Annotated in this window: 5 protein-coding genes and 1 other RNA gene; 3 read left to right on the forward strand and 3 right to left on the reverse strand. The window is 38.6% G+C overall.

What is annotated here, in order from left to right:
• Positions 1–21 precede the first annotated feature (21 nt).
• From AC1DRF_RS15035 to rnpB, 3 genes are all read right to left on the reverse strand, one after another.
• The gene (locus tag AC1DRF_RS15035) at positions 22–906 is read right to left on the reverse strand and encodes a LysR family transcriptional regulator (protein WP_427075878.1); all 885 of its coding nucleotides are present in this window, start codon (positions 904–906) and stop codon (positions 22–24) included.
• A 359-nt stretch (positions 907–1,265) separates the two neighbouring features.
• Complete coding sequence (locus AC1DRF_RS15040; RefSeq protein WP_477741048.1) at positions 1,266–1,655, reverse strand: VOC family protein; 390 nt, start codon at positions 1,653–1,655, stop codon at positions 1,266–1,268.
• A gap of 221 nt (positions 1,656–1,876) precedes the next feature.
• An RNA gene (gene rnpB, locus AC1DRF_RS15045) (RNase P RNA component class B) lies at positions 1,877–2,265 on the reverse strand.
• Positions 2,266–2,512: 247 nt separating this feature from the next.
• On the opposite strand from rnpB, the gene AC1DRF_RS15050 reads away from it, so the two are divergent.
• The 3 genes from AC1DRF_RS15050 to AC1DRF_RS15060 all read left to right on the forward strand — a co-directional run.
• On the forward strand, positions 2,513–3,331 hold the full coding sequence (locus tag AC1DRF_RS15050) for a histidinol-phosphatase (RefSeq protein WP_477741049.1): 819 nt from the start codon (positions 2,513–2,515) through the stop codon (positions 3,329–3,331).
• Between the two features lie 294 nt (positions 3,332–3,625).
• Positions 3,626–5,206 carry a histidine kinase N-terminal 7TM domain-containing diguanylate cyclase gene (locus AC1DRF_RS15055; protein ID WP_427075875.1) on the forward strand — a complete coding sequence of 527 codons (1,581 nt, stop codon included), beginning with the start codon at positions 3,626–3,628 and terminating at the stop codon, positions 5,204–5,206.
• Between the two features lie 144 nt (positions 5,207–5,350).
• Positions 5,351–5,770: MBL fold metallo-hydrolase (locus AC1DRF_RS15060; protein ID WP_477741050.1), on the forward strand; the 420-nt coding region annotated here is incomplete at its 3' end.

A 5,770-nucleotide genomic window follows, 5' to 3' on the forward strand; every position in this document is an offset into this window, starting at 1 on the left:
AATCTAGGCTACGAAACACCTTTATTTCTGGTCATTAAATTTATGTAAAACAAAGTTTCTAAACTGTTTAACAGCCGGTGATAGATATCTTCCTTCAATCCATGCTAGTCCAATTACTCGGTGGCAGTTGGCTTTAGCTAATGGGATTTTCACTATTTTACTTTGATCGATTCCGTGTAAATCTGGAAGGATAGAAATTCCTAAGCCGGCTCCTACAAGTCCCGCTACGGTATCAGCTTCCTCTCCTTCAAACATGATGTGAGGCTTTACCCCTGTCTCTTCAAATAACTGCTCAAACGTAAGACGAAGAGAAAAACCTTCTTTTAAGTGAATAAATGATTCTTCAGCAATTTCTTCTAGTGGGATACTTTCACGATCAGCATACTGATGATTTTTCGGTACGATCACAAACAGCTCTTCATTCCAAAGATGCTGCCACTTAATGACCGATTTCTCTTCCATAGGCGCAATCAAACAAAGATCCAGTTCACCGAGCTGCAGCTGCTCAAGAAGAACGTGAGAAGGACTTTGCCTCAGCTGAAAATTCACCTTAGGATATAAGCTGCGAAACGACGCGATTAAATCTGGAATCAAATCTGTGCTGAGCGTATGTAAAAACCCAAGTGACACCTGCCCTTTTTCAGGATCTAGCAGCGCTTGAATTTCCTCTTGTCCTTTATCAAATTCTTTCATTATGTTATCTACACGCTTTAAAAAAACTTTGCCATATTGGTTTAATTGAATGGAACGTCCTTGCCGGTCAAATAGAGGTGCTCCTACCTCTTCTTCAAAACGAGCAATTGAACGACTGAGCGCAGGCTGCGTAATTAACAGTTCTTCTGCTGCGCGTGTCATATGCTGCGTACGTGCTAGCGTTTGAAAATATTTAAACTGCTGCCACTCCACTTTGTACCATCTCCTTATTAACCGTTCTATTCATTACATAGATGTATGAAAAATATGATTATAATGAATTATACATTATAAATAGAGGGTGTTACTATAAAAAATGGAAACATACTCGAGGATGTTTTTAGTTCATCTTGACGATTGCTGTATACGGCACTTATTAAAATTTTATACTCATCATTATCTAGCAGAAAGAAGGATTTGGTATGAAACGTAAGGAAAGTTATTAAAAAGCTAACTAAGATATCATAGTAACTACACATCAAAAAGACCTTTCTCTCACCATAAAAGAAAGGTCTTTTTTGAGAATGTAAAACACATTCTTTCTTGTATGTACCCCTTTAAAGTAGACTTTTTTAGAGTTTAACCCGTTCTACTAACTGCAACAACTCATCATTAGGTCCGTGAAATAAAATCATACGGCCGCCTTCAAGCGTTGGCTGAGGCTCAGATGATAAAAATTCAATTCCTTTGCTCTTATAATGTTGAATCGTCTTATTTATATCCTCTACCGTAAAGGCAAGGTGGTTAACAATCCCGCTTTTGTTATACTCGCCAATCGGATCAATATCTCGAATGAGCTCAATTTCCATACCCGGCTGTTCTTCAAGATACAAAAAAGCCATCTCTCTTTTCTCGTTAGATCCTTGAAGGCGAACTTTAAAGCCAAACATATCTCCGTAGTAGTGAATCGTCTCATCCATATTTCCAACAATAATTGCTRTATGCTCCATTTTTTTAATCATAAATATTCTCCCTTTCCCCGTATTTAGTAAGTACAAGTAAACTATACCGCAATTTAGACAATATGTATTTCCATATACCTTGAATTCTCATACTATAGTTAAGAAAATTCAAGCACTCTATCAATGAGTCGGCTATGATTTGAAAAATAACAAATAAAAAAACAAACCTCATTGGTTTGTTTTGGTTACGTATTTTACAATCAGTCTCTGTTTCAACAACGTTCGATAAGCCATGTTTTGTACCTTTGTACTGCAAACGATTTTACTCTCGTACTCAGGCGGTAATCATCTATCTACGATTACACAKGTAACCGTCCGTCTCTCCGTTTGATTCCTTAGAGACAGTTCCCCTACCATTGTTTGGGTTTCTCGCTCGTGGGGTTTACCGCGTTCCACCTTTGCTGTTTCCAGCAAAGCTTCGTCACTGTGGCACTTTCAGGGATACTCGACCATATCCGAAGACTTAGGTGGTTTTTCCCGCCGTCAGCTAAGCTATAAGCCAAGCTGCCCTAGCTTATTTTTTCACTAGGCACGAACACTACGGACATCTCAGCACCGTGCGAGCATGGACTTTCCTCTACATCAAATGATGCAGCGATTACCTGAACGTTATTTCAGATCGTGTATGAGTAGTATATGCGTTTTAGCTTGCCGAATCAAATGTAACTTTTGGTATGAATTCCATGTCAATTTTTGCAGCAAATTAAATAAAATAACCTCTTTCTGTACAATCTTTTTAGTAGATGACTCACCAGCAAGCCAAGAAATATTCTCTTCATCCATTTCTACGGGGGATACTTTGTTTCTTTGTAGAATATTTTATACACTACATAAAAAGGTAACAGAGGTGATGAAAAATGAACGCTGATTTAAAATTTGATTTTCATACCCATCACGACCGATGCGGACATGCTCGCGGAACGATTCGAGATTATATAGAGGCATCTATTGATAAAGGCTTTGATATCATTGGGATTTCGGATCATTCTCCTTATTTTGGGAGCGAAGAAGACCAGCCGCATCCTCACATTGCGATGGGAAAAAGCGCATTCTCCGGATATGTAGCTGAGATTTTGAAACTAAAAGAAGACTATAAAGAAAAAATTGAAGTGCTGTTAGGCGTAGAGTCTGATTTCTTTCCCGAGCATGCGGAGATATATCGTAGCTACTATGAAAAATATCCGTTTGACTACATAATCGGCTCTGTCCATCAAGTTGATGAAGTCAGCATCTTTCATAAAACGCGCTGGGAAGGCCTTTCTCAGCAAGAAAAGCAGCGCACGAAAGAAACGTATTATCAATTGATCGAAGAATCTGCCCGGAGCAGAATGTTTCAGATCCTTGGACATATTGATGCCATGAAAGGATTCTATCCTTCTTTTTCTTCTATTCAGACAGCTGTTATTGATCAAACGCTAAAAGTGATTTCAGCACATGACATTGCCATAGAAGTGAATACATCAGGCAAAACCAAAGACTGCGGAGGCTGGTATCCTGCAGATGATATTTTGGAAAGAGCCCTGCACTACGGGGTACGCATTACATTTGGTTCCGATGCCCATGACCCGGAGCGCATTGGCGACGACTTTGAACTAGTAAAAAAGCGCCTTAAAGAAATAGGTTTTACAGATTGGGTCTTTTTCAGACAGAAAAAAATGCAGGTGACACCTTTGTAAAATTTAATTAGACTCACAATAAAAATATGCCTGAAGAAACGCAGATGAAGGAACATCTCGTGTTTTCAGGCATGTGTTTTTCACTGAGAAACTTTGACTTTTGGAGATGAAGATAAATCTTCTCCGTTCGTTTCAATTACTTGTTGTTTAGGCACCATTTTTTCATCATCCTGACCTATCCTTATAGTCCCTCTACTATCTCCAACACTACTAATTTCCTACATAAAATATCCACATTTTATTTCAACTGTGCTACATTTAACTAAAAATGCTTTCTTAATGAGGGATACAATTGTGAATTTAGATTTAACCGCTTATATAACGCTTATCTGTACGTCTGGTGTTCTTAATTTATACTTGTGTTTTTACGTATTTATTAAGCGTCACCACTACAGCAATATTGCGCATTTATTTATTCTTCATACAGGTTTCACCGCTATTTATTGTATGGGTGCGGCCTTTAGCTTACTATCCGTTAACCTTGAGGAAATGAAATTTTGGACCGTTATTCAATACGTGGGCATGCCTTTTTCACCTCCTGCAGGACTGCTGTTTGTTATGCAGTATGTCGGCATAAAGGTAAGGAAAAAACATATTTTTGCGCTTTTTATCATTCCTTTTATTAGTTTGATCGTGGTCGCAACAAATGACTGGCATCACCTTCATTACCGAGTGTTTGAAATTGACCCAGTTTTAGGTGCTCCTTACATTCATCAAGAAATTGGACCATGGTACACGATTCACGGCATGTTCATCTTTTCGTCTATGTTCGTTGCTTTGTTGCTTGCCATTTACCGCTGGAAAGAAACAGCCAAAGCTTACCGCCTGCAGTTAATTGCATTAATGGTCGGGCAATTAGTCCCTATTGTCACAGCTTTTGTCTATTTAATGGGCTTTACGCCGCAGGGAATTGATCCAGTTCCGATGGTTTTATGGGTTTCTTCTTTTTTATATTTATGGTCCATTAACTCATCGCGTATGTTTACAGTCATGCCCGTTGCGAAAGATGCGATATTTAACAGCATCAATGACGGTGTTATCGTGCTTGATGAAGCTTACAGATTAATTGAATTTAACTTAGCGTCGAAGAACATGTTTCCGCAGCTGAAAAAAGCGATGTTTGGAAAACGGTTTGCTGATATTTGGTTCACTCTATCGGGCAGTTCATTTCCTTTTACATTCGAAAATAAAAACAGCAGTCAAGAGCTGCAGCTTTTTTCTGGGGATCAATCTCAGTATACGTATCAAGTTCGCACCTCTCCTTTGCAGTATGCTAACAACAGTCACGGCTTGCTGCTTATTTTTACAGATATCACAGAGCTAAAAAGACTTCAGCTAAAGCTTGAAAATCAAGCTTATTACGATGAGCTGACGCAAATTTATAATCGCAGAGCATTTTTTCAACACAGCAAGCAAGCATTCGATGAAGCAAAAAAGTCTGCATCTTCTTTTACGCTTCTTTTACTTGATATTGATTATTTTAAAAAAGTGAACGATACGTATGGTCATTATACCGGCGATCAGGTGCTTGTACATGTCGTAAAAGCCTGTCAGTCCGTATTACCGCAAGGAGCCCTTTTTGCTCGGTACGGCGGTGAAGAATTTGTACTCGCGCTAAAGGGCTATACTATATCCGAAGGCGAAACGCTTGCCAACCAAATTCGCCGTCACGTCGAGACTCAGCCCTTACTGATTAATGAAAAAACCATTTCTGTTACGCTGAGTCTTGGAGTAGCACAAGCGAAAAAACAAGAAAATGAAACGTTAGATGAGCTGTTGAATAAAGCAGATATCGCCCTGTACGCTGCCAAACAACATGGCCGCAACCAAGTACGTATATATAAAGAGATAAAAGAAACCCTAAAAAGAACCTAAACAGCACTGTTTCGGTTCTTTTTGCTTTTGATTACTATTCTTTCATTTATCAAGTGAAAGTGGTAAAAGACTTGATTTTATCTATGTATTTGCAACTAGAGCATCCTATAAACTATATGTAGATCAAAAAAAGGAGAGATACAGATGAAGATTACACATATTCGTAACGCTACTCTAATTGTTGAATACGGAGGAAAAACGTTTTTAATTGATCCTATGTTAGCAGAAAAAGGTACGTACCCTCCTTTTCCAAATTCGATCAGACAAGATCAAAACAACCCTTTAGTGAACTTACCGATATCCGTTGAAGAAATTATTGCTGATGTAGATGCGGTTATTGTCACTCACCTCCATTTAGACCATTTTGACGATGCCGCTAAACAGGCGTTGCCAAACAATATCAAAATGTTCGTTCAAAATGAAGAAGATGCCGCAGCAGTAAAAGAAGCTGGTTTTAAAAATGTAGAAGTACTTACGCAAAACACGGTTTTTGAAGGCGTTGAATTAATCAAAACAAAAGGCGAGCACGGAAGAGGAGAAATTTTAAAGCGTACTGGTTTAGTA

Source organism: Priestia sp. P5_B4, assembly GCF_056400385.1.